The organism is Streptomyces flaveolus (genome assembly GCF_044765825.1).
GTDB classification, from domain to species: Bacteria; Actinomycetota; Actinomycetes; order Streptomycetales; family Streptomycetaceae; genus Streptomyces; species Streptomyces flaveolus.
The window spans coordinates 87,777-113,186 of sequence record NZ_JBIWKU010000009.1 but is presented as its reverse complement, the minus strand read 5'-3'; the positions used below and the strand labels follow the sequence as shown (position 1 = coordinate 113,186).

The following is a 25,410-nucleotide window of genomic DNA, read 5'->3' as shown; positions in this document are numbered from 1 at the left end:
CGCCCCAGGAGCGTGTCTCAGTCGGCGCGCAGGGCGTCGATCACGCTGCTGAGGTGGGCGCGAACGGCCGTCTCGGCCGCTTGCGGATCCCTGGCCCTGATCGCTTTGATCAGGGCCAGGTGCTCACTCAGGGACTGCTGCGGACGGCCCGGCCGCAGCGCCAGCTGGAAACGGTGGCGCACCAGCTGGGCGTTGAGCCGCTCCAGGAGACCGACGGCCGTGTGCTGGCCGGACATGTCCCGGATCAGGGCATGGAGGTCATGGTTGAGTTCGGAGTAGGTGACCGGATCGCCGTCGGTGACCGCCTTGGACATGGCTTTGCCCAGGTCGGTCAGCTCGTCGAGCTGCGCGTCGGTGGCCTCGGTTGCCGCCTTGGCCGCGCACAGCCCTTCGAGCGCCATCCGGCACTCCGTGATCTCCACGGCTTCCTCGACCGTCACCACCCGCACCCGCGAACCGCGGTTGCGGATCCGCTCGACCAGCCCCTCGGACGTCAGATCCAGCAGAGCGGCACGCATGCTGGCACGCGTGACGCCGTAGCTCTCGGCAAGCTCGTTCTCCACCAGCCGTTGGGCCGGCGCCATCTCGCCCTGCAGGATCGCCTTCCTGAGCCGCTCGAGCGCGTACTGCTTGGCCTGCTCTCCGGAGCCTGGACGGGCTTCCTTCGGCATCTGCCCTCCCTGAGTGAGTGCCTGTCGACGCTAAATCTAGGCGAACAGAATTGTCAACGATTCTGTTCTCACTCCGGAGGGCGGGGTGGGTCACGGTTGGTGGCCGACCGTGTCGTCTTGCGGTGCAGGAAAAGGGAGCCGGTGCCCTTGGCGCCGCCGCCACGCTCGGTGGACCGCCGACGTCGGCGAGCAATACGTGTGTTGCGGATGTCCACCGTCGTGTCGGTGTCGTGTCGGTGTCGTGTCGGTGCCTGCGGTGGCCGGTTCCTGGCTCGTCCGCGTCCGAACAAGTTGTTTGCGATAATGCTAGGCATATTGTTAACAGTCTTGTAGCGTGCATCACGCCTTAATACCGAGGCATCCGCGAAGCATCTGGTGCTCGATGAGGGGGACCCATGCAGAGGTTGACCGCGCTCCACCGACGAGACGCACTCACCCACCGGCCGAGCGTGCGGGCGGAACGCCCCGTGACCCGCAAACGCCTCCGCAGAGGTATGGCGCTCGCGGGTTCCCTCCTCCTCACGTTCGTCGCAGTGCCGGCCTCTGTCGCGGCGGCCGCCCCTGCACAAAGCCGTGGCCATGCCGCAGACCCCCAGGACGCGGCGCTCGCTTTCGACTCCTCCGCCTACACGACGATCACCGTAACCGTCGACGGCCGTCCGATGGACGTGCGCTGGTACAAGGAGATCTGTTACGTCGCGAACCCGGTCGCCGCAGCGGCGCAGCAGCCCAGTGGTCCGGGCGGGGGCAGCACCACCATCCCCAACACCGCCTGCGGCTACCAGAGCATGAACGTGTTCGTCCCCGAGAGCGCCTTCGGCGACCAGCGGGCACCGATCTACTTCGCAGTGAACAATAGCGGCTGGATGGCCAGTTACATACGGGCGAGCGTGACCGCCGGCGCCTCCTACAACAGTGAGGCGAGCAACGTCGGCGCCGCCCTGAAGGCGGGTTACGTCTTCGTCGACATCGCCAACCGCAGCCGCGGACTGGTCGGTGCCGACGGCTCGTTCCCCGGCAAGGCACCCGCCGCCGTCGTCGACGCCAAGGCCGCCGTGCGCTACCTACGTCTCAACGACACCGCGATGCCCGGCAGCGCGGAGCGGATCGTCGTCAACGGCACCAGTGGCGGCGGCGCGCTGGCGTCGATCCTGGGCGCTTCCGGCAACAGCGGGGAGTACACCCCATACCTCGCCGCGATCGGCGCCGCCGGCATCGACGCCAAGGGGCGCAGCACCCTGCACGACGACGTCTTCGCCGTCAACGCATACTGCCCCATCACCGACCTCGGCAACGCCGACACGGCATACGAGTGGCTCTACAACGTCCTTGACACCCGCGACACCACCGGACAGAACCCCTCGCCCGAGGAAGCCGCAGAGATAGCGGCCCGGTTCGCGGCCTACGAGAAGAACCTCGGGCTGCGCAACCCCGACGGCTCCCGCCTCACCGCAGCAACCATGCTCGACACCATCAGGAAGGAGGTCATCCGCTCCGCCGAGACCTACCTGAAGGCGGACCCCGCCCACACCATCCCGCCTCTGGGCGGCATCTTCCAGATCACCGCAGGGGGCACCACCAAGTCATACGTCAATGACTGGATCGACGTTGACACCGCCACCCGCACGGTGCGCTCCGTCGACATGGCGAAGTATCTCGCCTTCGTCGCCACCCAAGCCGCACTCAAGACGACCCCTGCCTTCGACGCCGTGGGCGTCGACGGGAACACCACCAGCCGCACCGAGACCAACCTCTTCGGCCCGCCGACCGGAACGTACATGAACTACACCGAGTTCAGCTGGGACCACAACAACGTGCCCGGCGACGGCAGCGGTCTGGATGACACCGGGTTGACCTGGAAGCAGTACACCGCGCGGAAGGGCACTACCGTTGACGACCAGGTCCACCTCATCAACCCGATGGACTTCATCGGCACCGATGCCGCCACGGCGCCGCACTGGTACGTCCGCCACGGCACCCGCGACCGGGACACCGCCTTCACCGTCGCGGTCAACCTCGACCGCGCACTCGCCTCGGACCAGGAGGTCGAGGACCTGGACTACCGGCTCGCCTGGAACCAGCCGCATGCCGGAAACTACGACGTTCCCGAGGCCATGACCTGGATCGCCAGGGTCGTCCAAAAGGCCGGTGACCCGCTCGCATAAGGGACAGGACAGCCGGGGTGTCGAGCACGCCGATTTGCCGGGACAACACGGCCGCCCTGACCGGCACGCCGAAGACGGCGACACCGCACGGGCTGGGGTCGCCGGCGCTGGGGTCGAACAGCCCGAGGTGGAACCGTGCGGAGGGGAAAGAGCCGGAGAAGAAGTACCCCACCACGAAACGCTCCGCCTGCCCAGAGCTGGATCAGGTTGAGCGGGCACGGGGCTCGTGAAGGGTGAGGGACGACGTGATCGTCCTGCACGCGATGCGCTGGCCCGACGAGATTCGCGACCCGTCGTCGCTGATCCCGCCGTCGGTCGATGGGTCCGACGAGGAGACCGACCGGGCTCTTGCGCTGATGGACACCATGACTCGCGACGACCTCGACAGCGCCGAGTACCGCGACACGGGCCAGCTGGTCGACCTGATGGCCGCGCTGAACGAGTCCGTGGCCAAGGCCAAGGAGGCACACAGCGCCGGCAGGCACGCAGACGTGCACGAGATGCCGACCAAGCAGGTCGCGAAGACGGCGCCGGCCAAGAGGACTGTTTGGCCCGCCCACTCGTCAGGGGGCCGAGGGGCGGCAGGCCCAGCGGATGCGGGTCTGCGGACCTGTGCGAGTACCTCTACGGAATCAGCCGGGTCGTCACGTGTCACCGGGCGGTGAATCGCAGGAAGCCGTAACGGCGGCAGACTACTGAAAGCCGCACCCCGACTGGGTCTGCACCAGGCCGCCATCTGATCGCTGGCTTTCGCACCTGGCGTGCAGTGGGTCTGCAGGCGGCCGCACCGGATCAGTAGTCGGCGGGGCAGTACAGCGGCGCCGTGTCCGCGTCGGCCTTCGTGACCAGGCGGATGGGTGTGTGGTCGATCTTCTCCGCTGTCCTGTCGCGCAGCAGGGCGATGGTGTTGCGGACGGCCAATTCACCGGTGTTCCCGGCCGAGTTGGACACCGTCGCGGAGAAGCGTCCGTCCTTCAGCGCGGCGAGGGCTTCGTCCGTGCCATTGACCGTCACTATCCTGACCTTGTCGGCTCCGGCCGTGTCGAAGGCCTTGCGGGCTGCGAAGGCCATCTGCTCATTGGCGACGAAGGCGTAGTCCAGGTCGGGGTGGGCCCGGACCATGATGGCGGCGACCTTTCCGGCGTTGTCGGCGTCGAACATGCCGGGCTGGTCGGCGACTACCTCGGCGTTTGCGGGCAGGGCTTCGGTGAAGCCGCCGACGAGCAGGTCTGAGGCGGCGCCGGGCGCTCCCGAGATGACACCGACTTGCACGTCCCGGCCCGCCGCGTCGTCGGCGACCCACTGGGCGTCCAGCTGCCCGACGGCCTCCAGATCGACGATGACCGCGCCCAGGATGTCATCCGGGTTCGTACTCACGGAGGTCAGGAAGACGGGGATGTCCGCGCTCCTGGCTTTCTCGATGTCGTGCTTCAGTGCATCCGTGTCCACGGTCTGCAGGATGATCGCGTCGACCTCTCGCTTGATCATCTCCTCGATGTTGGCCAGCTCGGTGGCGGCGTCCTGATTGGAGTTGGCGGTGACCAGCCTCGCGAAGTTGTTCTTGGCGGTGACCTCCACGGACCGCTGGAGGCAGGTGTGGAACTGGCTGTCGCCGCCATTAACGAATCCGAGGGTGAGCGGGCCGTCGTCCGCGGAATCGGAGTCGTCCGGGTACAGGCCGCAACCGCTGAGCAGCAGGCCGATGCCGAGGAGCAGAACTCGCGTGGCTCTTCGGCGGCGCGAGGGCGTAGGCATGGCTGGGCCGCCTTTCCTGGGCGATATGGAGGAGCGTCCATGTGGGTCCGTTCACGCCCGCGTTCCGGAAGCGGTGTACGCGCGCGGTGGCCGCGGCTGCTGCAGCAACGCGACGGCGCAGACGGTATAGCCGTATGAAGGGTATGCACCCTCCCGAAAACGCAAGGTAATCGTGCACGGTTCCACCTGGCGCGTGACAGCTCCCAGACGTTCACGGGCAGTCCAGGAGTCGCCGACGGCCGAGTCGACGGGATTGCCGGCATGTGAACGGCGCTCGTCACCTCCCGCCATTGAGAGGTGGCGGGATGCGGCTGCCGCCGGCGAACGGAGACGTCAGCCGATGGGAGATCACGCTCGGTCGCGGTCCGGGCTCAGTCTCGGCCCATCTGGTCCTCGTCCGACAGATGCTCCACCGTTCTGCCGGTCTCGGTGAACGTCCGGGTCACGTGGCCCGAGGAGTACACCCACAGGATGCGCAGGGGCGTCTCGCCGACGTTGCGGAACAGGTGGGGGATCGGGGCGGGGATGTACGTCGTGTCGAACCGCTCCAGCCGCGTCACCTCGCCATCGACCCACACCTCCGCCTCGCCGTCGAGGACCGTCACGTGCTCGTCGCAGTTGTGCGAGTGCATCGGCGCCCCGGAGCCCACCGGATACACGCTCATGCCGCTGGTGATGCGGTTCTCCCCGCCCGCGGACGGCGTGGTGATCAACGGCGTCGTCACGACCGAGCCGCCCCGGTCGAGCAGGGGCACGGACGCGGCCTTGATGATGGTGGTCATCCGGGGTTTCCTCTCCGTTGCGACGTGTTGCGTCGAGCGACGTTAGGTCTCGCCGTCGTGAAGCGGTGCCCTCTGGCGTGCAGGTTTACGTTGCACTCCGGGAGGGGTGAGCATCTTCCGCCCGGCTGTACCGTCACCTGTCACCGCACGGCTTTCGACCCGTTGCGGCAACGCGCCGGAAAGAAAAGGCAGGTATCGGCCAGATGAGGCTCCCCGTTCTCACCGAAGAGGAAATGGACCAGCGGCAGCAGGAGCTGGCCGCCCGTATCGCCGGCCGCCGTGGCGCGGTCCGCGGCCCCTTCCGGGTGTGGCTGCACAGCGCGGAGATGTGCGAGCGGGCCGAGTCCCTCGGCGCCTTCGCCCGCTTCGACTGCAGCCTGCCGAAGCACCTGCGAGAGCTGACGCTCCTGATAGCGGCCCGCAACTGGGACGCCCAGTACTCGTGGAACGCGCACGTGCACCAGGCGATCGAGGCCGGGATCCCGGAGGCCGCCGTCAAGGCCATAGCGGAGAAGCGCGAGGCGGTCTTCGACAACGAGGCCGACCAGGCGTTCTACCGGTTCTGCCGGGAGATCTTGGAGGAGCACTTCGTCTCGGACGAGACCTTCGCCGCCGCGCTGGAGCACTTCGGGCCCAAGGGGCTGGTGGACGCTATCGGCGCGCTCGGCAACTTCACCATGCTCGGCATGTGTCTGAACACCTTCCAGGTGGACCTCCAGGCCGACAAGAAGCCCCCGTTTCCGGACGTCCGCGGCTACGGCCGTGTCGCCACCGACGCCGACGGGGCACGACCGTGAGCAGCCTGACGGACCCGGGTGCCGAGGGAGGCACGACGGTGAGTCCCCGGACCCCGACGGCGCCGGCCGGGGCGACGCCCGAGGCCGTGGTCCGCGTACGCGGTGTCACCAAGAGCTTCGGCGGGGCGGCCGCGCTGCAAGGCGTCGACCTCGACCTGTACCCCGGTGAAATCCATGCCCTGATGGGCATGAACGGAGCCGGCAAGTCCACGCTGGTGCAGGTCCTGTGCGGCGTCCATCAGCCCGACGGAGGCAGCATCGAGGTCGGCGGGCATCGGCACCCTGGGCTGACCGTGCGCAAGGCCCGCAGGCTCGGCATCTCCTCGGTACCGCAGCGTCGCGAACTGGCCATGGGCCTCACCGTCGCCGAGAACGTCATGCTGGGTGACCTGCCGACCCGCGGTGGCGCCGTGAGCTGGAAGGCGGTCCGCTCCGAGGCCCACGGCGCACTGAGCGGGCTCGGTATCTGCATCGACGTGGACCGGATCGCGGGCTCGCTCACGGTCGCCGAGCAGACCATGGTCGAGGTGGCCCGCGAGGTCCGCCGGGGCGGGAAGGTGCTGATTCTCGACGAGCCGACGGCCTGTCTGAGCGCCAAGGACGCTGGCCAGGTCCGCGCCCTGGTGCGGACCCTGCGGGACGACGGCGTCGCCGTCGTCTACATCTCGCACTACATCGACGAGGTCATGTCCATCGCCGACCGGGTCACGGTCCTGCGCGACGGCGGCCTGGTGCGCAGCGCACCGGCCACCGACCTGGACCCCGCCTCCCTGGTGCGGAACATGGTCGGCCGGGACGTTGTCTCCACCCGCCCCGAACGGCCCGCCCCCAAGAGCGACCACGGGCTCGTCGTCCGCGGACTGAGCCAGGGCCGCGCCATCCGCGACTTCACCGTCGAGGTGCGCAAGGGCGAGATCGTCGCCGTGCTCGGACCCGCCGGCGACGCACAGTCCCGGCTGTTCGACCTGCTGTCGGGACGGCGGCGCCCCGACGCCGGAGAGGTCCACGTCGACGGCAGGCGCGTGCCCTTCGGGCGCATCCCCGCCTCCCTCGCCAGCGGCCTGCGCTGCGTCACCGGGGACCGCCGCTCGCTCGGCCTCGTCCAGGGCATGACCGTGGACGAGAACCTGATGTTGGCCGGCGACCGCTTCGCCCGGCGCCGGCTGCACCGCGCCGCCCACCTCGCCCGCCGCGCCGCGCCCGTGCGCGACACCTACGGCGTCGTCGCCCTCACCGGCAACCCGCCCGTCGGCTCGCTGTCCGGCGGCAACCAGCAGAAGGTCCTCCTCGGCAAGTGGCTGGAGACCGAACCCGTCGCTTGCTTCCTGGAGGACCCGACCAACGGTGTGGACGTCGCCGCCATGGCCGACATCCACACCCTGGTCGACGACCTCGCCGCACGGGGCGTGGCCGTCCTGCTGGCCTCCTCGTCCGCCGAGGAGGTCATGCGTCTGGCCGACCGGGTCGTCGTCGTGAGCGCCGGCCGCACCGTCGCCGAACACGACATCAAAGCCATCACCCGCGACGAGCTCGTCGCGACCGCACTCGGAGGTCAACCGCAGTGAGTCTCAAGACCCCCTCCGCCTCTCCGGACCTTGCGGCCGGCCCGCCCGAGCGCACCGGCGCCTCCCGGCTGGGGTCCCGGAAACTGCTGAACGTCCCGCACGGCGGACTGATCCTCGTACTGATCCTGGTCTGCGTGTTCACCGCCGTGCAGGCGGACACGTTCACCACCTCGCAGAACCTGCTCAACGTGCTGCGCCAGGTCAGCGTGAACGCCGTCATAGCGGCCGGACTGACCCTGCTGATGACCGCCGGCGGCATGGACTTCTCCATGGGCAGCAACGCGGCCGTCACCCTGTGCGTGGGTGCCCAACTGGTCGACGGCGGCTGGTCCACGCCCGCCGTGGTGATCATCTGCCTCGCACTGGCCACCCTGATAGGCCTGGTCAACGGGCTGGTGGTGACCTACACCAGGGTCGCCCCGTTCGTCGCCACGCTCGCCTCGGCGATGCTTCTCGACGGCGTCGCGCTGCTCGTCCTCGACGGCATGAGCGTCACCATCGGCGACAAGATGTCCTCCCTCGGCAACGACGAGATCGTCGGCGTGCCCTATCTGACGATCGTCGCGGTGCTGATCCTCGCGCTGATCGGCGTCACCATGCGCTTCACCACCTTCGGCCGCGACGCCTTCGCCATGGGCGGCAACGAGCACGTCGCCCGGCTCAGCGGCATCAATGTGAACGGCCGCAAACTCGCCCTGTACGCGCTCGCCGGCGTGCTGGCGGGCCTGGCCGGCCTGATGCTGCTCTCCCGGTTGGGCGCCGCCGCCCCCAACACGGCCGGCCTGCAGACTCAGCTGACCGCCGTCGCCGCCGTGGTCATCGGCGGCACGTCCCTGGCCGGCGGCCACGGCACCATCGTCGGCACGGTCTTCGGCGTCGTCCTGCTGGGCGTGGTCGGCAATGCCCTGAACCTGCTCCAGGTCAACAGCAACTACCAGCTCGTCGTCACCGGCGGCGTGCTGCTGGTCGCGGCGGTCATCAACGAGTTCCAGTGCAAGTCCTCACCAGGTCATTAGCGGGAGCTGCGCACGTTGGCTGCCATTGCGCATCCCCCTCTCGGCGCGTCCCCTACGCAAGCACCTTCTCTTCGACGATGCAGGAAAGGCCCAACCCCATGAAGCCCATTGCCCGCTCCCGTAACTGCGCCGCCGCAGTCTCCCTGACCGGCGTCGCAGCCCTGATCCTCGCCGGATGCGGATCGGGAGGCGACAGCGGAGGCGCCTCCGACGGCTCCGTCTCCCTCGGGTTCGTCAATGGCTCCAACACCCACTTCCACACCTGTCTGCTCAAGGCGGTCGAGCAGGAGGCCGAGGCGCAGGACGCCAAGGTGTACTCGGCCAACTCCAAGCAGGACGCCGGCACCGAACTGTCCAACATCGAGGACATGATCGCCCGCAATGTGGACGCCCTGATCGTCCAGACGGTCAACGTGGACGCCCTCGAGGGTGACATCGCCAAGGCGAAGAGCGCGGGTATCCCGATCTACCTCACCTCCGTGTCCACCTCCGACATGTCCGACGTGCTCGGCGCAGCGGTGGTCGACCTGAAGAAGGTCGGCGCCCTGGACGCCGGGTGGATCGGCAAGGACGCCGCTGGTAAGGACGTGACGGTCGGCGTGGTCGCCGGAGCCCCGGGCGCCGCCTCCGACCTGCTGGTGGGCGGCTTCAAGGACGCGCTGCCGAAGAACGCGAAGGTGGTCGCCAACCAGCCCGGTATGTTCAATCCGGCCAAGGCGCAGGACGTCGCCGAGAACATGATTCAGTCCCACGCTGACCTGGACTACGCCTTCGTCGCCAACGAGGAGATGGCCTTCGCCGTCCGCAAGGCGTTCGACGCGGCCGGCGCCAAGAACGTCAAGATCGTTTCTGTGAACGGCACGGAGGAGGGTATCGCCGCGGTGAAGGACGGCCGTCTCGCCGGGACCGTGGCGAACTCGGCGATGACCATCGGCCAGACCGCGGTCAAGAACACGGTGGGCTTGCTCGACAAGGAAGAAGGTGTTGACAAGATCTCCGACATTCCTCTTGTCTTGGTCACCAAGGACAACCTGAGCGAGGCTCCCCAGTACTGCCCGAAGTAGGGCCCCCACCGGGAACCGGCGCCCGTCTCACCCGTGTCTGAGCCGCACCATCCCGCCGTACCGCCGGCCCGACCCCGCACCTCCACTGCCGGGACGGGCCCGTGTCCCACGGCGGGCCCTTGCTCCCCGTCCCGACGCCGGTTGGGCGGGAAGCGGCCTTGGGAGGAAGAACATGGACCGCCTGCTCCTCATGCACAGCTTCGTCACCGTCGCCCAGGTCGGCAGTTTCAGCGGGGCCGCCAAGAAGCTGGGATCATCGGGTTCCCTGGTGTCCCGGCATGTCGCCGAACTGGAACGCCAGATCGGCGTCCGCCTGGTGAACCGCACCGCCCGCTCGGTGAGTCTGACCGAACCCGGCCAGCGGTACGCGGACTTCGCCGCCCGCATCCTGGACGAGATCGAGGCCGAGGACGCCGGCATCGCCCAGCTCCACGACCGCGCCGAAGGCACGCTCAGCGTCATCTGCCCCAAATGGATAGGCAGCCTCGACCTCGGCGACGCCATCGCCGCCTTTTCCGCGGCCCATCCCAAAATCCAGATCCGTTTCGAACTGGGCGGCATGTCCGACCGCACCTACGACTTCCTGGACAGCGGATTCGACGTCGCCTTCCATACGCGCGATCTGCGCGACTCCAGCGTCCGGCTGAAGAAGATCTCCTCCCTGCCGTTCGTCCTGTGCGCATCGGAGGACTACATCAAGCGGCACGGCCTCCTCTCGCACCCCAATGATCTTGCCGCCCACGACTGCCTGGTACACGTCAACGACCCGGTCTGGCGCATCGGCCACGGACACGCGAGCACCCTGCACAAGATCCGCAACATCGCCTTCTCGTCGAACTCCTACATTGCCCTGCAGAAGGCGGCCGTACATGGCCGCGGTATCGCGTTGCTGCCCCAGCGGCCGGTCCACGACGACCTCGCCTCGGGGGCCCTGCAGGTGCTGCTTCCCGAGCTGGCGGTGCCCGACCGTCCCTTGTACGCGATTTACGGCCCCGGCCAGGACACCCCGCGCAAGGTGAGCGTGTTCCTGGACTTCCTCGCCGACTGGTTCTCCCAGAATCCGATTCCCGCCATGCGCGCGTAAGCGAGCGACGCGGGCGCAAGAAACGATTGCGCACTGGGGAAGCTCGGGCCATTGAGGCGCGGGCTCTCTCAAACCTACGCTCACCAGCCGAGACGGAAACGAGGAATCCATGGGAATCCAGAGAATCGAATCGGTCACCTACAGCATCGACGACCTCGACGAATGCGTCCGGTTCTTCGAGGACTTCGGGCTGTTCCTGGTGGAGCGGACCGACGAGCACGCGGTGTTCGAGACCCTCACCGGACAGACCCTCCACCTCGACACCGACCCCGGTCCGCTGCTGCCGGCCCCCGTGGAGAGCGGCCCCACGCTGCGAGAGGTCGTGTGGGGCGCCGACACCCGGGAGGAGTTGGCCCGCCTGGCGGCCGCGGTCAACCGGGACCACGAGGTCCGGACGAGCGCCGACGGAGTCCACCACACGGTCGACCGCAGCGGCTTCGGGGTGGGTCTCACCCTCGCCCGGCCGAAGAAGGTGACCGTCGAACCCCGCCGTGCCAACACGCTGGGCAGCGTGAACCGCTGGAACGAGGCGCTGGAACCGATCATCCGCGCCCATCCGCTGCGCATGTGCCACGTGGCGCTCAACATCGCCAAGGAGGGCAAGGACGAGGCCGTCGCCTTCTACACCGACCTTCTCGGTTTCCGCCCGACCGACGTGGTCGAGCCCATGGGCGTCTTCATGCAGGCCCCCGGTGACGACGACCAGCACACCATGCTGCTGTGCCACCGCCCCGACCGCGTGAGCATGAACCACATCGCCTACGAGGTGCCTGGCTTCGACGATGTGATCGAGGGCGGCAACTTCATGATCGAGCGGGGCTGGCGGGAAGCCCGCAAGCTGGGCCGCCACACCGTCGGCTCCAATGTCTTCCGCTTCCTGCACGCCCCCTGCGGCGGCCGGGTCGAGTACGCCGCCGACATGGACCGGGTCGACGACACCTACGAGACCCGCGTGCACGCCACCACCCCGCCCCATCACATCTGGGCCCTTCGCACCAACCGCGACCAGGACGCCCCCACTTCCTGACTTCCCGGACCACCACCCCGCCGGCCTGAGAGGGCACCCATCCATGACCACCGACCACGGTTACCCCACCGTCCGCATGTACATCGCGGGCGAGTGGTGCCAGGGCGGCACCGGACGTACCGCCCCGATCGTGAACCCCGCCACCGAGAAGGTGATCGGAGACGTCCCCCTGGCCACCACGGCCGACCTGGACCGCGCCCTCGACGCCGCCGCGGAGGGCTTCAAGGTGTGGCGCGCGATGCCCGTCGCCGAGCGCACCCGCATCCTGCACGCCGCCGCCGCCCTGATCAGCGAGCGCGCCGCCGAGATCGGCCGCGTCTCCACCCAGGAGCAGGGCAAGCCGCTCAGGGAGTCGACCGGCGAGGCTCGCCGCACCGCCGAGACCCTGCGCTGGCACGCCGACGACGCCCTTCGCGCCTACGGCCGCATCATCCCCTCGGCCCCCGGCACCGTGCTGACCGTACGGCGCCAACCCATCGGGCCCGTCGCCGCCTTCGTTCCCTGGAACTTCCCGGTGGGCGGCCCCAACCGGAAGATCTCCTCGGCGCTGTCGGCAGGCTGCTCCATCGTCATCAAGGGCTCGGAGGAGACCCCCGCCACGGCGATGGAACTGGTCCGCTGCTACGCCGACGCCGGACTTCCGGCCGGTGTCCTCAACCTTGTCTTCGGCGAACCCGCCGAGGTCTCCGGGCACCTGATCGACTCTCCGGTCGTCCGCCTGGTCGCCTTCACCGGCTCCGTCCCGGTCGGCAAGCTGCTCGCCGCCAAGGCCGGCGAGGTCATGAAGCCCTCCCTGATGGAACTGGGCGGCCACGCCCCCGTGATCGTCTGCGCCGACGCCGACCCGGTGAAGGCCGCCCGCAAGGCCGCCCAGGCCAAGTGGGCCAACGCCGGCCAGGTCTGCACCTCCCCGAGCCGCTTCCTCGTCCACGAGTCGATCGTGGAGGAGTTCACCGCCGAGTTCGTCAGAGCTGCCGAGGCGGTCACCGTCGGCGACGGCCTGGCCGACGGCACCGGCATGGGGCCGCTCGCCAACGAGCGCCGTCTGGCGGCCATGGAGCGCCTCACCGCCGACGCCGTCGCCCGCGGCGCCAGGGTCCTCACCGGTGGTGAGCGACTGGACCGCCCCGGCTACTTCTTCGCGCCGACCGTCCTCACCGACGTGCCCAAGGACGCGCAGCTGATGAGCGAGGAGCCGTTCGGGCCACTGGCCCCCGTCGTTCCCTTCGACGACCTCGACGAGGCGCTCGCGACCGCGAACGCGCTGCCGTACGGACTGGCCGCCTACGGCTTCACCGACTCCGCCGCGACCGCCGAGAAGCTCTCGGACGAGCTGGAGGCCGGCATCCTCTCCATCAACCACTGCGGCGGCTCCGTCCACGAAGCCCCCTCCGGCGGCGTCAAGGACAGCGGCTACGGCCGTGAGGGCGGGCCCGAGGCACTCGACGCCTACCTGATCACCAAGCGCGTCTCCCACCTGCTGGCGCCATGAGGTACGCGCGCATCTCGGCCGGCGGACGCCCGGTGTGGGGCCGCGTGGGGGAGCGGGACATCGAGCTGCTGTCCGGCTCGCCCCTGGATGAGGACGACATCGACGTCATCGGCACCGTGCCGTGCGAGGGCGCGCACTGGCTGCCGCCCGTCGTCCCGCCCGTCTTCTACGCCGTCGGCATGAACTACCCCCGGCACATCGCCCACGCCGGGGTGCCCATGCCCGAGCGGCCCGAGGTCGGCTACCGGGCCAACAACGCCCTTACCGGCCACGGCACGCCGATCGTCAGACCGGCCGAGGTGACGGGGCGGTTCGAGGCCGAACCCGAACTCGTCGCCGTCATCGGCCGCACCCTCAGACACGCCACCCACGACGAAGCCCGCAAGGCGGTCTTCGGCTGGACCGTCGGCAACGACATCAGTGCCCGCACCTGGCAGCACCAGGACCGTTCCTTCTGGCGCAGCAAGAACAGCGACACCTTCAAGCCGATGGGCCCCTGGATCGAAACCGACGTGGACGCCCTCGCGCAGACCACCACCCTGCGCGTCAACGGCGTCACCCGTGCCGAGTTCGCCACCGGCGACATGGTCTTCGACCCCTTCGACCACATCGTCGAGATCACCAAGCACATCACCATGCGCCCCGGCGACGTGCTCTGGATGGGCGCCGAGTCCGTCTGCCAGCTCGAACCCGGCGACACCGTCGAGGTCGACATCAGCGGCATCGGCACGCTCTCCAACCCCGTACACCTGGAAGGGAACGACTCATGAGCGCAGCACCCCGCTACATCCACCACGTCAACTTCCCCACCACCGACCCCGACCGGACCGCCGAGTGGTACACCAAGGTCTTCGGGATGAAGCGAATCATGCCCAAGTCCAACACCCGCGTGGTGCTGATGACCCGGGGCAACTTCGACCTGCACTTCACCCCGGTCGAGGAGATGGAGCGCATGGCGCCCTACCACTTCGCCGTCGAGGTCGACGACTGGGACGAGTTCCTCGCTCACCTCAAGGAGCTGGGGATCCGGCACACCCGGCCCATCCAGCGCCCCGAGAACCAGTCCAAGTTCTGCTACATCCACGACCCCGACCACACCATGATCGAGCTGGTCTACCACGCCAAGCGCCCCAACTGATCGCCCCCGCTGAGGAGTTCCATCCCATGCCCTACGTCGACTCCGACGGCACCTCCATCTACTACGAGCGTCACGGCAGCGGCCCGGCGATCATGTTCGTGCACGGCAGCGGCGGCCACCACGCCATCTGGTGGCAACAGGTCGCAGCCCTGCGCGACGAGTTCACCGTGGTCACCTTCGACCTGCGCGGCTTCGGCAAGTCCGACAGCTCGATGCCCGAGTTCGACGGCCAGGACTTCCCCGGCGACGTGCTCGCGGTCCTCGACAAGGAGAACCTGAACGACGTCATGCTGGTCGGCCAGTCCATCGGCTCCGTCGCCGCTCTGCGCGCCGGCCTCATGCGCCCCGAGCGGGTCTCCTCCGTAGTCCTCGGCCACTCCCTCGGCGGCATCAGCCACCCCGAGCTGAAGGAGCTGGCCGCCGCCGACCGCGCCGAGGCCGTCAAGCTGCCGGTCATCGACCGCCTGCTGACCAAGCCGTTCCAGACCGAGCGCGCCGACCTCACCTTCCTGTTCCAGCAGATGGGCACCTTCAACGTGGCCAAGATGCAGGACCTGCGCAACCTGGACACCAACGGCCCGTCCCTGGACGAGATCCAGTCCTCCGGAGTCAAGGTCGCCTTCCTGGCCGGTGAGAAGGACGCCGTGCTCAGCGTCAAGACCGTCACCCGCGCCCACGAACTGCTGCCCGGCTCGCATCTGGAGATCGTCCCCGGCGCCCCGCACTCCATGTACTGGGAGACACCCGAGCCGTACAACGCGGCCGTCGCCCGCCTGCGCCGCACCCTGACCGCACCGAAGGAAGCCGCATGAGCAACATCAGCCTCGACGCCGCCGAGGAGATCATCGCCGCCGCGCACAAGCGGGCCCAGGTCATCGGCAAGGCGGTCAGTGTCGCCGTCGTGGACGCCGGCGGCTTCGTCGTCGCCATCCGCCGCCCGGACGGCGCCCGCCCGCTCACCCCGGACATCGCCCGCGCCAAGGCGTACACCGCGGCCGTGATGCAGCGCCCCGGCAAGATGCTCAAGAAGTGGCAGGAGAGCCAGCCCGTCTTCTTCTCACAGCTCTCCCAGCTGCCCGGCACCGCCATGCCCATCATGGCCACCGACGGCAGCGTCACCATCAAGAAGGACGGCGAGATCATCGGCGGCCTCGGCATCGCCGGCGGCACCGCGGACGAGGACCAGGTCATCGCCGACGAGGTGCTCGCAGCCCTCGGCTACGAGCTGGAGTTCGCCGCCTGGGGCGTCGCGGGCACGCCGGCTCCGTCCGCTTCCGACTCCTCGAAGGGCTGACCCATGGCGGACACGTTCAACTACCGCATCGACCACCACGGCAGCCTGGTCCGCCCCGCCGAACTCACCGCCGCACGCGCGGCCGGTGACCCGGAGGCCCTCCGGGCGGCCGAAGCCAAGGCGGTCGACGAGGCGGTCGCCCTTCAGCGCAAGCTGCGCTCCACCGTCGTCACCGACGGCGACTACCCCCGCGAGGACTTCCGCGGCGCCGTCCTCGACGGCGTCTCCGGCTTCCGCCGCTCCGACGAGACCGGCTCCGACGGCCTGGTGCGCTGGGTCGCCGAGTCCCTGCCGAAGGCCAACGGGCCACTGCTCGCCGACTGGGCCGCCAAGCTCGCCGAGCTGACGGTCATCGCCCCGAAGGTGTCACTGCCGTCCCCGGCGTATCTCGCGGCCACCACCTACGAGCCCGGACTCGGCGTGTCCTCCGCCCGCGAACTCGGCGAGGCACTCGCGGAGATCGTCCGAGCGGAGATCGCCCTGCTGGTCTCCCGGGGCGTGCGCCTGTTCCAGCTCAACAACCCGCTCCTGCTGGACCAGGTCGCCACCGACCCGCCCGGCCCGGGCGCGCTGTCCTTCGAGGACGCGCTCGCGGTGGACGCGGCGGCGATCCGGCTGGACGAGCGCCCCGAGGGCGTGCGCATCGGCGTGGCGCCTGGCTGGGCCGCGCCGGCCGCCGTGGACAGGGCCCGCGCCGAGCGGCTGTTCACCGAGGTCCCGGCGGGCCGCTGGGTACTGCCGTTCGACCAGGGCACCGAGGCGGAGGTGGAGCTGGTCCGGGCGCTGCCCGAGGAACGGGACTTCTGCCTGGGCGTCGTGGACGCCACCCGGCCCGAGCCGGAGGACATCGACACGGTGATGTCCCGGATCGACCCGCTCGACGCGTTCAAGGACCTGGAGGACGCCGCCGTCGCCCCGTCCCGCGGCTTCGCCGACGTGGCGAGCCGGCCGCTGCTGAGCACCGAGGACCAGCGAAGGAAGCTCGTCCTGGTCGAGACGATCGCCCGCTACTGCTGGGGCAACGAGTTCTGACCGACCCGAGGGCCGGGAAACGTGCGCTTCCCGGCCCTCGCCGTCCGCTCAGAGCACCTCGGCGAAGGTGACCGACCGGTCCGTCAGCAGCGGCCACACGGTCTCGGTGATCTGCTCCTTGAAGTGCGGCTCCGCCTTGTGCGCCTCCAACCCGGTGGCGTCGTCGTAGCGCTCGTACAGCAGGAAGCCGCCGGGCTGGTCCGCCACGGCGTGCACCTCGTACAGCTGGTTCGCCGGTTCCGCGCGGGTCGCCTCCCGCGCCTTCAGCAGCGCGGCACGCACCGCGGCCTCGTCGGCGGGCGCACAGCGGTAGTGGGCGACGACTGCGTAGGCCATGTTCTGTCTCTCCTCGGCTGTTTCTCGGCTCCCGGCGGTGTCGTGCACACCGTCCGGCCAGCCGATTCCAGCATGGATCAATCTCCGGCCGACCTGCGCGCGATGCAACCAATGCCTGCCTCCGCGGGGCTGGTGCACCCGTCCCGACATGGTGTGTTGTCACATCCGGCCCGCACGGCCGACCTGCTGGGACCACGGTCATCCGCACCGCGGTCGACGAAGGAAGTGATCTGATGCGCACTCTGGAAACGCTCCTGGGCGGAGAGTGGGTGACGACCGGCGAATGGATCGACGTCCACGATCCGGCCGATGTCCGCACCCCCGTAGCCCGTATCCCGGCACTGTCCGCCAAGGACGTCACCCGGGCCTACGACCACGCCGAGCAGGGTTTCGCCGTCTGGAAGCGCACCAGCCCCTTCGAGCGGGCCCGGATTTTCACCGACGCCGCCCGGCTGATCCGCGATCGGCTCTACGAGATCGCCGCCGACGTGACCGCCGAGAACGGCAAAACGCTGGCCGAGGCCCGTGGCGAGGCGGGCAAGGCCGCCGACTTCCTCGACTACTACGCCGGCCTCGCCCGCCAGGGCTACGGCACCCTCCTGCACGACGCCCGCCCCGGCACCCGTACGCACACCCAGCGCGAGCCCATCGGCGTCATCCTGGTCATCAGCCCCTGGAACGACCCGCTGATCACCCCGGCCCGCAAGCTCGCCCCACTGCTCGCGACCGGCAACGCGGCCGTGTTCAAGCCCGCCACCGACACCCCGATGTCCGGGCTGCACTTCGCGCGCGCCCTGCACGACGCGGGCCTGCCCGCCGGCGTGCTGAACGTGGTGACCGGCCGCACCCGGGAGGTCGAGGGGGCACTGCTCGACGACCCGCGGATCACCGGCATCACCTTCACCGGATCCAACGAAGTCGGGAACTCCATCCGCCGCCGCCTCGGCGACCGCAACGTCCGCTTCCAGGGTGAGCTGGGCGGCAAGAACGCCTCCGTCGTGCTGCGCGACGCCGACCTCCCCGCCGCCGCGAAGGCCATCGTCGCCGCCTCCTTCGGCCAGGCCGGCCAGCGCTGCACCGCGACCAGCCGCGTCGTCGTCGAACGTCCGGTGTACGAGAAGTTCACCCGGCTGCTGGTCGCCGAGGTCGAGAAGCTCACCGTCGGCCCGGGCAGCGACCCGGCCACCACGATGTGCCCGCTGTCCAGCCCCAAGCAGCGCGACAGTGTCCTCGCCGACCTGGCCAAGGCGGTCGAGCAGGGGGCCGACGTCCTCACCGGCGGCGGCGCCGACACCGAGGGCGACCACGCGCACGGTTGCTACGTGCGGCCCACCGTGCTCGGCGACGTCACCCCCGAGATGGCCGTCTGGCGGGACGAGGTCTTCGGCCCGGTCCTCGCCGTCCGCGCCGTCGACGACTTCGCCGCGGCCGTCGCCGCGGTGAACGACTCCGTGTACGGCCTGGCCGCGGCCGTCTTCACCCGCAACATCGGCGCGGCCTACCGCTTCGTCGACGAGGCCGAGTGCGGCCAGATCGCGGTCAACCACCCCACGCCCGGCTGGGACGTGCACCTGCCCTTCGGCGGCTTCCACGACTCCGGCACCGGCTACAAGGAGCAGGGCGAAGACGTCCTGCGCTTCTCCACCCGCGTCAAGACGGTCGCCGTGCACTTCGGCGCCTGACGGTGGGGGAGCGGCACGAACAGAGAGGAGGACGCCGATGGCTGACGAGACGATCGGCATCGTCGGCGCCGGCATCGTGGGTCTGGCCACGGGCCGCGAGATCGCGCTCAGGCGCCCTGGTACCCGTGTCGTGGTGTTCGAGAAGGAGCAGCAGGTCTCGCTGCACCAGACCGGCCACAACTCGGGCGTCGTGCACGCGGGCATCTACTACACGCCGGGCAGCCTCAAGGCGAACCTGACCGTGCGCGGCGTGGCGTTGCTGCGCGAGTACTGCCAGGACCGCGAGCTGCCCTACCGGGAGATCGGCAAGCTCGTGATGGCGGTCCGCCAGGACGAGCTGGGCCGCATGGAGAACCTCTACGAGCGGGCCAAGAACAACCACGTGCCCGACCTGCGGCAGGTCTCCAAGGACGAGATCAAGGAGCTGGAGCCGAACGCCGGCGGCATCGCGGCTCTGCACTCCCCGCGAACCGCGATCACCGACTACCCGGCGGTCGCCCGGGAGTTCGCCAAGGATGTCGCCGACGCGGGCGGCGAGGTCAGATTGGGCTTCCCTGTCACCGGCATCACCACCGTGCCGGGCGGCATCGAGGTGGCGTCCGGGCAGGAGAGGGTCCGCGTGGACCGGCTGATCCTGTGCGCCGGTCTCCAGTCGGACTCCGTGGCGAAGCTCGCCCAGGACAAGCAGGAACCGAAGATCATCCCCTTCCGCGGCGAGTACATGCTGCTCAAGCCGGAGCGCACCCACTTGGTGCGCGGCCTTGTTTACCCGGTGCCGGACCCCCGCTACCCGTTCCTCGGAGTGCACTTCACGCCCCGGGTCGACGGAACGGTCGAGGTGGGCCCCAACGCCGTCCTGGCCCTGGCCAGGGAGGGCTACACGCTCGCCAAAATCTCCCCGCGGGATTTGCTGGGCCTCGCCGTCTACCCCGGATCCTGGAGGATGGCGGCTCAGCACTGGCGTACCGGCATCAAGGAGTACCGCGGTGCGCTGTCGGTGAGGGCGTTCATGAGGGACGCGGGGCTCTACGTCCCCGGCGTCGGCGCGGGGGACGTGGTGCGCGGCGGAGCGGGCGTCCGCGCCCAGGCCCTGGACCGCGACGGCACCCTCGTGGACGACTTCCGCATTCACCAGACCGACCGGATCACCGCCGTGCGCAACGCGCCCTCGCCGGCCGCCACGGCCTCCATGGCGATCGCCGAGCACATCGTCGACGCCGTCTTCGGCGGCGCGTGACACAGCCGCGCACGACGCCGGGCGCAACCTGAAAATGCCCTGCGTGCAGCGCACTTTCGCGCAACAACAGCTTGCACCCCGGGCTCTCGGCAAGGCCCCGGTACCCGCCTAGCGTTCCCACCGCACCCTGCACCAGCCCCTCCGAGGAAGAGAGTTCACGACATGTTCGTCGTCGACACCCAGATCCACATCTGGAAGGAAGAGACCCCGGACCGCCCCTGGGTCCCGGGCGCCCGCGAGCGCATCCGCCTCAACGGCCACCGGGAGGACCCCTTCTCCTACGAGGAGGCCCTGGAACTGATGGACGAAGCCGGCGTCAACCGGGCGCTGATCCTCCCGCCGTCGTGGGAGGGCAACCGCATCGACTACGCCCTGGAGGCGTGCGAGGCCCACCCGGACCGCTTCGGCATCATGGCCCGTGTCTCGCAGGACAACGAGGCCGAGGGCACGGCGATGCTGAAGGACTTCGCCCAGAACCCGCACATCAAGGGCACCCGGCTCACCTTCCACCGCCCGCAGGACCGCAACTGGATGATCGACGGCACCAACGACTGGTACTGGCCGATCGCTGAACAGCTCGGCATCCCCACCATGGTCCACGCGCCCATCTGGAAGCGCGAGCTGGGCGAGATCGCCGCCAAGCACCCCGAGCTGAAGATCATCATCGACCACATGGGCATCATGGCTCGCTGCGTCGACGACGCGATCGGCTACTGGGTCCAGGAGACCGCCGACCTCGCCGCCCACCCCAACATCTATGTGAAGGTCTCGGCGCTGCCCGGCTACTCCACACAGCCCTTCCCGAACAACAACATCCAGAAGTACGTCCGCGAGATGGTCGACAAGATGGGCCCGCAGCGCTGCTTCTACGGCACCGACATCACCCGCCTGCTCGGCCACGGCATCACCTACACCGACACGATCGAGCAGTTCACCAAGCACTGGGACTTCACGCCCGAAGAGCTTGAATGGATCATGGGCCGCGGTATCTCCGAGGTCCTGAACTGGCCGTACGAGGGCTGAGGAACCACACGACATGACGGACAGCAACAACAAGCCGGGCGCCGACGGCGGTGACGCCGTCGTCTCCGCCTTCAACGCCGTCGGCGCCGACTACATCTTCTGCTCATCGGGGTCCGAGTGGGCCCCGGTGTGGGAGTCTCTGGCCCGGCGTCACCGCGACGGTGAACCGGCCCCGCGGTACCTCGACCTGACCCACGAGACGGTGGCGGTCGGCATGGCCACCGGGTACGGCCTGGTCAAGCGCCGCCCGCAGGGTGTGCTCCTGCACGCCGCCCCCGGCCTGCTCCAGGGCTCGATGGCGGTGCACGGCGCCCTCCTCGCCGGAGTCCCGATGCTGGTCACCTCCTCGGAGTCGACCACGTACGGCGACGGCCCCGGCCAGGACCCCGGCGGCCAGTGGTACCGCAACCTGTCCATCGTGGGCGGCCCGCACCACGTGGCGCAGCCGTTCACCAAGTGGGCCAACGAGGCCGCCGACATCTCCACCCTGCCCACCATGATCACGCGGGCGGCGGAACTGTCGTGGCGGGCTCCGGCGGGCCCCGCCTACCTCAACATCCCGCTGGAGATCCTGCTGGAGGACTGGGACGGCCGCGAGGCCAAGCCCATTGTGCCGCCGGGCTCCATGCACTCCTCGCCGGAAGAGGTCGACCCGGTCGCGGGGATGATCCGCGAGGCGAAGAATCCCGTGATCGTCACCGAGACGGCCGGCCGCGAGGCGGGGGGCTTCGAGGCACTGGTCGCCTTCGCCGAGGCGTGGGGCATCCCGGTCGTCGAGCCCGACTCGGCGGTGTGCGGCAACTTCCCGCGCACCCACGTGCTGCACGCCGGCAGCGACATCGGACCGTGGATGGACGAGGCCGACCTGATCCTCCTGGTCAACTGCCGCGCCCCCTTCTACCCGCCGAGCCGCAAACCGTCCAAGGCGAAGATCGTCGTCATCGACCAGGTGCCGCAGCGCCCGCACATCGTCTACCAGGTGCTCTTCGCGGACGTGTACCTGGAGGGCAACGTCGCCAACACCCTGCGCCAGCTGGCCAAGCGGGCGAAGGACCTGGACGGCACGGCGGTCGCCGCCCGACGGTCGGCACAGGAGGAGCGGCACGCCGCCGAGCGTGCCGCCATCGCCGCCGCCGAGACCAGGGCGGAGCAGTCCGAGGGCGTCGACCCGGTCCTGGTCGCCGCTACCCTGCGCCGTCTGCTGGACGGCAAGGACGGCGTCGTCGTCGACGAGACGATCACGCACAGCCGCGTCGTCAAACGACACCTGAAAACCGCCGATCCGGACTCGTACTTCTACGTGCAGGGCGGGCTCGGCCAGGGCATCGCGGTCGCGCTCGGCGTCAAACTCGCCGTCGAGGAGCGCCCGGTGGTCCTCACCATCGGCGACGGCGCGTTCACCTACAACCCGATGATCCAGTCGTACGACGCCGCCAAGGCCTACGAGTTGCCGGTGCTGATCGTGGTCTTCAACAACCGCGTCTACAAGTCGATGAATCTCAACCACCGCCGCTTCTACCCCAAGGGCGCGGCGGCCGACACCGGCGAGTGGCTCGGCACCGACCTGCACCGGCTGCCCCGGCTCGCCGCCTTTGCCGAACCGTTCGGCATGCACACCGAGACCGTCGACTCCACCGATGCCCTCGCGCCCGCCCTGGAGCGCGCGCTGAAGGCCGTGGCGGAGGGCACCAGCGCCGTCGTCGACGTCCTCGTCACCCGCTGACCCAGGAGACCCCGCACCATGACCGATACTCCCACCCCCAAGCCGGGGAAGGTCCGCGTCGCTGCTGACGACCTGCGCACCTTCGCTGCTGCCCTCCTGGAGAAAGGGGGACTGAGCCCCGAGCACGCTCGCACCACCGCCGACGTCTTCGTCTGGGCGGCCCAGCGCGGCGTCGAGTCCCACGGTATCGCCCGCGTTCCCGCTTACCTGGAGCTGCTCACCAAGGGCGTGGCCAACGCCCAGGCCGACCTCAAGGTCGAGTCGACCACCCCGGCCGCCGCCGTGATCGACGCCGACCGCGCCCCCGGCCCCGTGGCCCTGAGCGCCGCTGCCGACGAGGCGGTCGAGCGGGCCAGGGCGTTCGGCATCGCCTCCGTGGGCGTACGCCGCACCGTCCACACCGGCGCCATCGGCTACTACGTCTCGAAGATCGCCGAGCAGGGCCTGGTCGGTCTCGGTTTCGTCGCCGGCATGCCCAACATGGGCTACACGGGCGTCAAGGGCCCGGCCGTCGCCACCAGCCCCCTCGCCATCGCGGTCCCGGCCGCCGACCACACCCCGCTGCTGCTGGACATGGCCACCGCCACCATCGCCCTCGGTAAGATCCGCCAGGCCAGGGCGAACGGCACCCCGTTGCCGGAGAACGCCGCCGCCACTGAGGACGGCACCCCCACCACCGACCCCGAGAAGGCGGTCATGCCGCTGCCGCTGGGCGGTGCCAAGGGCTCCGGCATGTCTCTCGCCTTCGAGCTGCTGACCAGCGTCCTGGTCGGCGCGCCGATCTTCTCGTCCTTCCACTCCGACGACCCGGCCGGCCGCAAGCACCGCCAGAACGCCCTGCTCATCGCCCTCGACCCGGCCGCCTTCGGCGGTGGCGCGGCGGACTTCACCGCGGCTGTGGACGACACCCTCGGCACCCTGAAGGGCCTGCCGGCCGCGGACGGAGCCGACGGCGTGTACTACCCGGGCGAGCGCAGTGCCGCGGTGGCCGTGGAGCGCGGCGCGAACGGCCTGCCGGTGGCGCCGAAGGTGTGGCGCGAACTCACGGAACACGCGGCCAAGCACGGTATTGCTCCGCCGCTGCCCCTGTAGTGCACCCGTACGCCGCCGCCTGTCTCCAGCAGACGGGCGGCGGCTTCTCCCGTGTGTGAGCCGGTCCGGGGCGGAGGCGCCGCTGGAGCACCGGGACGGAGTCCCGACCGAGCACCACCAGACGTGGACCGTCTCCCGGCAGAAGGCCGTCGCCGCAGTGCTCGGCTGGGTGAAGGGCGAGTCCGTCTGGAAGGCCGCCTTCATGTGGAACAACATTGGATCCTGCTTCGAGGACAGCGGCGACAGCTGGGGCATCTCTGCCTGCCCCCGGCAACGAGCCCGGCGACCCGCCGGGCTCGTTGCCGGGCCCCGTGTCCGCCGACGTCTGCGAGGAAGCCGACGTAACGGGCCAGGGCGCCCTTGATCCTCTCGCATGCACGGTTGATGGCCCGCCCGCAGGCCTGAGTTGCACTGGCTGGCCCTCTTCCCTGATCAGGCGGAGGCGGTCGCCCTTCCACATCGCGGGCACCAGGTCGGAGTCGACCTCGCAGCGCCCGCACCACGGTCCCTGAGCCGGGCGCGAGCCCCCGCTCGGTCTGCTTGAGACCCTGCATTGCGCCGCTAACCGTACGCCTCACGGGCAAGATGGCAACGGATGGCGCGCGTCCGATGCCCGTAGTGAAAGAGGGCTCGGGTGAGCAGTGAACCAGCCCTCCACAGACATTGGCGATGAACGATCACCGATAGGCCGTGTTTGACGGAAACGCCGCGGTGGACGAGGGCCGCTTGTGAGCCAGTCGTGGGAAGAGTGTCTCTGCGTTGCCACGGTTGATGCCGTGGCGCTGGTCATCGGGGAGCGGGAAGTCGTCGAGCATGCGGGTGAAGTGAGCTGACTTGGTGCTGGGGGCGTAGGGCCAGGCGCTGCCGTAGGTGATGTGGCTGGGGTCGGCGAAGGCAAGGAGGCTGGGCAGAGCGTAGGGGGAGGAGGACAGGGCGGTGTCGTGATAGAAGCGGCGCAGGCGGTCCAGGCCGTCCTGAGGTGTGCCGTCGGGGGCGCAGTGGTGGGAGAGACGTTCGGCGGCGTACGGGACGAAGCCGCCGGCGTGGGAGAGGATGATCTTCAGGTCGGGACAGCGCTCCAGGCACCCGGAGCGCGCGAGGTTGACCGCGGCGCGTGTGGTGTCGAGCAGGAAGTCGGCTGCGTAAGCGGGCAGTCCGGGGCCGGGTCGGCGGGCAGGGCCGAGGGGTGGACGAAGACGACGGCCGAGCGGCGGTTCAGCGCGTCCATCAGGGGGTCGAAGGCGCTGTCGCCCAGGTAGACGCCTTTGCTGTTGGCGAGGAGGACGACTCCGTCGGCGCCCAGTTCGTCGAGGGCGTGGCCAGCCTCGGCGACGGCGCCCTCGACGTCGGGGAGGGTGAGGGTGGCGAAGAAGCCGAACCGGTCGGGCCTGATCATCGGGTCCGGGGGTCGGATGCCCTCTGCGGCCGGGCGCGG

The 25,410-nt window shown here is 69.5% G+C and carries 25 protein-coding genes; 19 read left to right on the top strand and 6 right to left on the bottom strand.

The genetic code is table 11. The features are described 5' to 3' along the window. Positions 1–17: 17 nt before the first annotated feature. A complete protein-coding gene (locus ACIRG6_RS25990) occupies positions 18–671 on the bottom strand; it encodes a GntR family transcriptional regulator (RefSeq protein ID WP_364683107.1) in 654 nt (217 codons plus the stop codon). A gap of 533 nt (positions 672–1,204) precedes the next feature. Between ACIRG6_RS25990 and ACIRG6_RS25985 the strand changes: the two genes are divergently transcribed. After that, on the top strand, positions 1,205–2,836 hold the full coding sequence (locus tag ACIRG6_RS25985; RefSeq protein WP_403324714.1) for a subtype B tannase: 1,632 nt from the start codon (positions 1,205–1,207) through the stop codon (positions 2,834–2,836). Between the two features lie 245 nt (positions 2,837–3,081). Next, on the top strand, positions 3,082–3,501 hold the full coding sequence (locus ACIRG6_RS25980) for a hypothetical protein (protein ID WP_364683111.1): 420 nt from the start codon (positions 3,082–3,084) through the stop codon (positions 3,499–3,501). 127 nt (positions 3,502–3,628) lie between these two features. On the opposite strand, the gene ACIRG6_RS25975 is transcribed toward ACIRG6_RS25980, so the two are convergent. Both ACIRG6_RS25975 and ACIRG6_RS25970 read right to left on the bottom strand, forming a co-directional pair. Then, complete coding sequence (locus ACIRG6_RS25975; RefSeq protein WP_403324713.1) at positions 3,629–4,591, bottom strand: sugar ABC transporter substrate-binding protein; 963 nt, start codon at positions 4,589–4,591, stop codon at positions 3,629–3,631. A gap of 371 nt (positions 4,592–4,962) precedes the next feature. Continuing rightward, positions 4,963–5,373, bottom strand: a complete 411-nt coding sequence (locus ACIRG6_RS25970; RefSeq protein ID WP_364683115.1) for a cupin domain-containing protein — start codon at positions 5,371–5,373, stop codon at positions 4,963–4,965. Between the two features lie 233 nt (positions 5,374–5,606). Between ACIRG6_RS25970 and ACIRG6_RS25965 the strand changes: the two genes are divergently transcribed. From ACIRG6_RS25965 to ACIRG6_RS25910, 12 genes are all read left to right on the top strand, one after another. Continuing rightward, positions 5,607–6,170, top strand: coding sequence for a carboxymuconolactone decarboxylase family protein (locus ACIRG6_RS25965; RefSeq protein WP_403324861.1), 564 nt, complete (start codon positions 5,607–5,609; stop codon positions 6,168–6,170). 38 nt (positions 6,171–6,208) lie between these two features. Next, positions 6,209–7,735 carry a sugar ABC transporter ATP-binding protein gene (locus ACIRG6_RS25960; RefSeq protein ID WP_364683117.1) on the top strand — a complete coding sequence of 509 codons (1,527 nt, stop codon included), beginning with the start codon at positions 6,209–6,211 and terminating at the stop codon, positions 7,733–7,735. Further along, entirely contained in the window at positions 7,732–8,751 is a 1,020-nt protein-coding gene (locus ACIRG6_RS25955; protein ID WP_403324712.1) for an ABC transporter permease, read from the top strand. Before ACIRG6_RS25960 ends, ACIRG6_RS25955 begins: the two co-directional genes overlap by 4 nt. Positions 8,752–8,849: 98 nt before the next feature. After that, complete coding sequence (locus ACIRG6_RS25950; RefSeq protein ID WP_403324711.1) at positions 8,850–9,815, top strand: sugar ABC transporter substrate-binding protein; 966 nt, start codon at positions 8,850–8,852, stop codon at positions 9,813–9,815. A gap of 172 nt (positions 9,816–9,987) precedes the next feature. After that, positions 9,988–10,899 (top strand): LysR family transcriptional regulator, encoded by a 912-nt coding sequence (locus tag ACIRG6_RS25945; RefSeq protein ID WP_403324710.1) that lies wholly within the window; start codon positions 9,988–9,990, stop codon positions 10,897–10,899. 109 nt (positions 10,900–11,008) lie between these two features. Then, complete coding sequence (locus tag ACIRG6_RS25940) at positions 11,009–11,926, top strand: VOC family protein (RefSeq protein WP_403324709.1); 918 nt, start codon at positions 11,009–11,011, stop codon at positions 11,924–11,926. A gap of 43 nt (positions 11,927–11,969) precedes the next feature. Next, on the top strand, positions 11,970–13,418 hold the full coding sequence (locus ACIRG6_RS25935) for an NAD-dependent succinate-semialdehyde dehydrogenase (protein ID WP_364683127.1): 1,449 nt from the start codon (positions 11,970–11,972) through the stop codon (positions 13,416–13,418). Continuing rightward, positions 13,415–14,188, top strand: a complete 774-nt coding sequence (locus ACIRG6_RS25930) for a fumarylacetoacetate hydrolase family protein (protein ID WP_364683129.1) — start codon at positions 13,415–13,417, stop codon at positions 14,186–14,188. The genes ACIRG6_RS25935 and ACIRG6_RS25930 overlap by 4 nt, the downstream gene beginning before the upstream one ends. Next, on the top strand, positions 14,185–14,556 hold the full coding sequence (locus ACIRG6_RS25925) for a VOC family protein (RefSeq protein ID WP_364683131.1): 372 nt from the start codon (positions 14,185–14,187) through the stop codon (positions 14,554–14,556). Before ACIRG6_RS25930 ends, ACIRG6_RS25925 begins: the two co-directional genes overlap by 4 nt. Before the next feature lie 26 nt (positions 14,557–14,582). Continuing rightward, positions 14,583–15,368, top strand: coding sequence for an alpha/beta fold hydrolase (locus tag ACIRG6_RS25920; protein WP_364683133.1), 786 nt, complete (start codon positions 14,583–14,585; stop codon positions 15,366–15,368). Next, a complete protein-coding gene (locus ACIRG6_RS25915) occupies positions 15,365–15,850 on the top strand; it encodes a GlcG/HbpS family heme-binding protein (protein ID WP_403324708.1) in 486 nt (161 codons plus the stop codon). The genes ACIRG6_RS25920 and ACIRG6_RS25915 overlap by 4 nt, the downstream gene beginning before the upstream one ends. 3 nt (positions 15,851–15,853) lie before the next feature. Continuing rightward, positions 15,854–16,882, top strand: coding sequence for a methionine synthase II (cobalamin-independent)-like protein (locus ACIRG6_RS25910; RefSeq protein ID WP_364683137.1), 1,029 nt, complete (start codon positions 15,854–15,856; stop codon positions 16,880–16,882). Positions 16,883–16,930: 48 nt separating this feature from the next. On the opposite strand, the gene ACIRG6_RS25905 is transcribed toward ACIRG6_RS25910, so the two are convergent. Continuing rightward, positions 16,931–17,218 (bottom strand): putative quinol monooxygenase, encoded by a 288-nt coding sequence (locus ACIRG6_RS25905; RefSeq protein ID WP_403324707.1) that lies wholly within the window; start codon positions 17,216–17,218, stop codon positions 16,931–16,933. A 233-nt stretch (positions 17,219–17,451) separates the two neighbouring features. Between ACIRG6_RS25905 and ACIRG6_RS25900 the strand changes: the two genes are divergently transcribed. The 5 genes from ACIRG6_RS25900 to ACIRG6_RS25880 all read left to right on the top strand — a co-directional run bounded on the left by ACIRG6_RS25900 (position 17,452) and on the right by ACIRG6_RS25880 (position 23,975). Further along, positions 17,452–18,900, top strand: a complete 1,449-nt coding sequence (locus ACIRG6_RS25900) for an aldehyde dehydrogenase family protein (protein ID WP_403324706.1) — start codon at positions 17,452–17,454, stop codon at positions 18,898–18,900. A 37-nt stretch (positions 18,901–18,937) separates the two neighbouring features. Beyond that, positions 18,938–20,137, top strand: a complete 1,200-nt coding sequence (gene lhgO / locus ACIRG6_RS25895) for an L-2-hydroxyglutarate oxidase (RefSeq protein ID WP_364683143.1) — start codon at positions 18,938–18,940, stop codon at positions 20,135–20,137. Between the two features lie 162 nt (positions 20,138–20,299). Further along, positions 20,300–21,160, top strand: a complete 861-nt coding sequence (locus tag ACIRG6_RS25890; RefSeq protein WP_364683145.1) for an amidohydrolase family protein — start codon at positions 20,300–20,302, stop codon at positions 21,158–21,160. 13 nt (positions 21,161–21,173) lie between these two features. Beyond that, positions 21,174–22,883, top strand: coding sequence for a thiamine pyrophosphate-dependent enzyme (locus ACIRG6_RS25885; RefSeq protein WP_364683147.1), 1,710 nt, complete (start codon positions 21,174–21,176; stop codon positions 22,881–22,883). An 18-nt stretch (positions 22,884–22,901) separates the two neighbouring features. Then, positions 22,902–23,975 (top strand): Ldh family oxidoreductase, encoded by a 1,074-nt coding sequence (locus ACIRG6_RS25880; protein WP_364683149.1) that lies wholly within the window; start codon positions 22,902–22,904, stop codon positions 23,973–23,975. A 677-nt stretch (positions 23,976–24,652) separates the two neighbouring features. Here the strand turns inward: ACIRG6_RS25880 and ACIRG6_RS25875 are convergent. After that, positions 24,653–25,039 (bottom strand): amidohydrolase family protein, encoded by a 387-nt coding sequence (locus ACIRG6_RS25875; RefSeq protein ID WP_364822354.1) that lies wholly within the window; start codon positions 25,037–25,039, stop codon positions 24,653–24,655. After that, positions 25,036–25,371: an amidohydrolase family protein gene (locus tag ACIRG6_RS25870; protein ID WP_364684722.1), complete on the bottom strand. Its 336-nt coding sequence runs from the start codon at positions 25,369–25,371 to the stop codon at positions 25,036–25,038. The genes ACIRG6_RS25875 and ACIRG6_RS25870 overlap by 4 nt, the downstream gene beginning before the upstream one ends. Positions 25,372–25,410 lie beyond the last annotated feature (39 nt).